The organism is Ruegeria sp. BHSA123 (assembly GCF_059613425.1).
Genome location: NZ_JBXWSL010000137.1, coordinates 1 through 3,471 on the forward strand (window position 1 = coordinate 1; position 3,471 = coordinate 3,471).

At 62.8% G+C, this 3,471-nt stretch carries 3 protein-coding genes; 2 read left to right on the forward strand and 1 reads right to left on the reverse strand.

Features of this window, described 5'->3' with window-relative positions:
- The coding region (locus tag AC2FNC_RS20425) for an NAD-dependent epimerase/dehydratase family protein (RefSeq protein WP_496716513.1) at positions 1–800 on the forward strand (800 nt) is incomplete at its 5' end.
- Positions 801–834: 34 nt separating this feature from the next.
- Entirely contained in the window at positions 835–2,364 is a 1,530-nt protein-coding gene (locus AC2FNC_RS20430) for a GMC oxidoreductase (protein WP_496716514.1), read from the forward strand.
- On the opposite strand, the gene AC2FNC_RS20435 is transcribed toward AC2FNC_RS20430, so the two are convergent.
- The coding region (locus AC2FNC_RS20435) for a glycosyltransferase family 4 protein (protein ID WP_496716515.1) at positions 2,324–3,471 on the reverse strand (1,148 nt) is incomplete at its 5' end. The genes AC2FNC_RS20430 and AC2FNC_RS20435 overlap by 41 nt on opposite strands.

Here is a 3,471-nt window from a genome sequence, read left to right on the forward strand (position 1 = left end):
TTGACCGGGGACTGGTCGCTGAACTGGTCGATCCGGCGGATGTGGTGTTCCACCTGGCGGCGGCCGTCGGGGTCAAGCTGATCATGGACGAACCCAGCCGGTCGATCCTGACCAATGTGGCGGGGACAGAGAACGTGCTGGATGCCGCGCTGGTGAACAAGACGCATACGTTCATCGCCTCCAGCTCCGAGGTTTATGGCAAAAGCACCAATTTCCCCTTTCAGGAAGAAGGCGATCTGACCATCGGCGCCACCCGCAATTTGCGCTGGTCCTATGCCTGCGCCAAGACACTGGACGAGTTTCTGGCACTGGCCCACGCGCGTGAATCCGACCTGCCGGTCACGGTGCTGCGGTTCTTCAACACCACCGGTCCGCGTCAGACCGGGCGCTATGGGATGGTGCTACCGAATTTCGTCAAGTCGGCACTGGAAGGCGCGCCGCTGATGGTCCACGGCACTGGTGAACAATCACGCTGTTTCGGCCATGTCGCCGATGTGGTCGAGGCCATGTGCCGTCTGATGACCCTGCCCGAGGCGCGCGGCGACGTCTTCAATGTCGGCACCGATCAGGAGGTCACGATCCGCGAGCTGGCCGAACAGGTCATCCGAACGACCGGCTCTGCCTCGGAAATTCAATGTGTTCCTTACGACACGGTCTATCCCGAAGGCTTCGAAGATATGCAGCGCCGCCTGCCCGATGTTTCGAAACTGCAGCGTGCCACCGGGTTCCGCCCGATGCGAACGCTGCAGCAGATCATCGATGACATCGTCGCCGAGATGAAGCGCCCGGTTCCCGCATGAGGCCGCCTGCCCCGGCACAGACGGGCCCAACCTCGTGACCGATCTGGTCATCGGATCGGGGCCATCGGGGGTGTCCGTGGCCAAGGCCCTATTGGCGCGGGGGCGACAGGTTTTGATGCTGGATGGAGGGCGCAGACTGGAAGACTCGGCACAGTCCCGCCGTGACAGGCTGGCCGCGGCCGATCCCGAAAGCTGGTCCGCCGATGATGTAAAAGCCTGGCAAACTCCTCAGTTCGACACGCCGCCCGGACAGGTGCGCCGGTTCGGATCGGATTTTGCCATGGTGCCGGGAGCGGAAACGCTGGTATCGCCTGACCGGATCGGATTGCGCGCCTCACACGCCATAGGTGGGCTGTCCAATCTCTGGGGCTCGGCCGTTTTGCCCAACCGCGCCGAAGATATCGCCGACTGGCCGATCGAAATTGACGATCTGTCACCGCATTACCGCGCGGTTGCGGAATTCCTTCCCATCAGCGGTCGGGTGGACGCATTGCAGACTCTGTTCCCCACCCTTTCCATGCAGGATCGCGCCCCTCTGACCCCATCGCCGCAAGCCGAACGGATGCTGACGCATCTGGATCGCCAAGCAGCGAGGCTTGCGAAACTGGGGGCCCATGCCGGGGCTGCACGGCTGGCCGTTGAACCCGGTTGCCAATATTGCGGCCAGTGCCTGCATGGCTGTCCTTGGGGTCTGATTTATGCGTCCGGGCAAACGCTTGACGTCCTGCGTCACAATCCGGATTTCCGCTATCGCACCGGTCTTGTTCGCCAGTTTGATGAACGCCCGGGTCATGTCACGGTAACGCTGGAGGACGGCGAAACCCTGCAAGCCGACCGTATCTTTGTCGCCGCCGGGGTTCTGGAAACCGCGCGTCTGATGCTGGCGTCATCTCCGGACTCCGCAGCCCGCTTGCAACTACAGGACAGTCAGCATTTCTTTCTGCCCAGCCTGCACCACTGGCGCGCGCCGCGTCGCCCGGACCGAAGGCCCTATCACACCTTGCCGCAGATTTTCATTGAACTGGATGACCCCGCAGTCTCACCGCATCTGGTCCACGCACAGGTCTATACCTGGAACGAGTTCTATGCCCATGATCTGATCAATACTTATGGCTCGAAACTGCCCGGATCGGCCCCGGTATGGAGGCTGCTGGCGCAACGGTTGGTCGTGGCGCAGGCGTTTTTACATTCTGCCCATTCCGCCCGGATTGATCTGACGATGGCCGCAGACGGGCGGCTGATCCCGACCGTGCAAGGTAATGACGAAACCGAACAGGTCATGGCGCGCGCCACGGCACGTATGGGGCAGGCCCTGAAGCTGGCAGGGCTTGTGCCGCTGAGTTTCGCCCGTCGCCCCGGCGATGTGGGATCCAGCTTTCACGTGGGCGGCTCGGTTCCCATGGCTAAAACGCCTGGTGCGGGGCAGTCGGATATTCTGGGCCGACCCAAAGGGCTGTCGCGGGTGCATCTGGTCGATGCCTCAAGCCTGCCCAGCATTCCGGCCACAACCATCACCTTTTCGGTCATGGCAAACGCCCACCGGATCGGAACGCTGGCCCCCTGACAGCAACGCTCGCCCGGGATGCTTGTCGGGTGCCGGTTTCAAAGGCTCCGCCCTCTAACGCAGTGGCCAACCTTGGTTTTCCTGCACCATGAGCTGCGCGCGCAAGCGCTGCGCCATAAGCGTCGAGCACGGATGTTTCGTGCCAGATATCCAGAAACGCCTTGCGCGCAGCGGTCCCCTGCCCTGCGCGCCGGTCGGGTTGGTGCTGCAGAGCGCGCATAGCCGCGATCAGATCATCCTCGGTCTCGAACAGCTCCCCGCCCCCGGCCCGCTCGACGATCTCGGGGAACGGGCCCAGCCGCCGGGCGATCACCGGCGTGCCTAGCCGGAAGCTTTCGATCAGGATGATGCCGAAGGTCTCATAACAGACCGACGGTACGATCAGCCCCAGCGCGCCGCGGTAATAGGCGTTCAACTCGTCAGGCGCCTTGCGGCCCAGGAATCTGATCCGGTCATTGCCTGCGGCCTGTGCCTTCAGCTCATCCGCGTAATCGCCATCGCCGAGGATCAGCAGATCGGCATCCGGGTAACGATCAAAGCCCGGGAACACATCCTGCAACCCTTTGATTTTTTCCAGCCGTCCGACAAACAGGAAATAGGGACGGTCATGCGCGGCGGGTTCCGGCAAAGCGTCCTGGTCCAGATCGGGCAGGAAATAGGGCAGCACCTGCATCTCCTGCCGCAGGCCGAACTCACGATGTTTTGCCCGGCTGAATTCGCTTTTGGCGATGATCAGGTCCATGTGATCCAGCGCCCGGTCCAGCGCGCCGGTATAGCGCCACAGCTGCGGTGGGCGTTTGTAGTTCAGCACGCAGCGCAGGCACTGGCGGTCATCGCACAGCTCGCGCCCGTGCCGCCACAGCACATGCGTAGGGCAGACCAGCCAGTGCTCATGCGCCTCATAGATCTTCAGCCCCTCGCCCATTGACAACAGGCCGGGCCCACCGATCAGCGAGGTGTTGTTGTGCCAGATGATGTCCGGTTTCCGCTCGGCCAGTATCGCGCGGATGCGGGCAGCGTGGACAACCGGGCGGCCAAGCTGCTGGGTCAGCAGGTTCGACATCATGCCATTGCGACTGCGCAACCCGATCCGCCGGACCCCGTCAG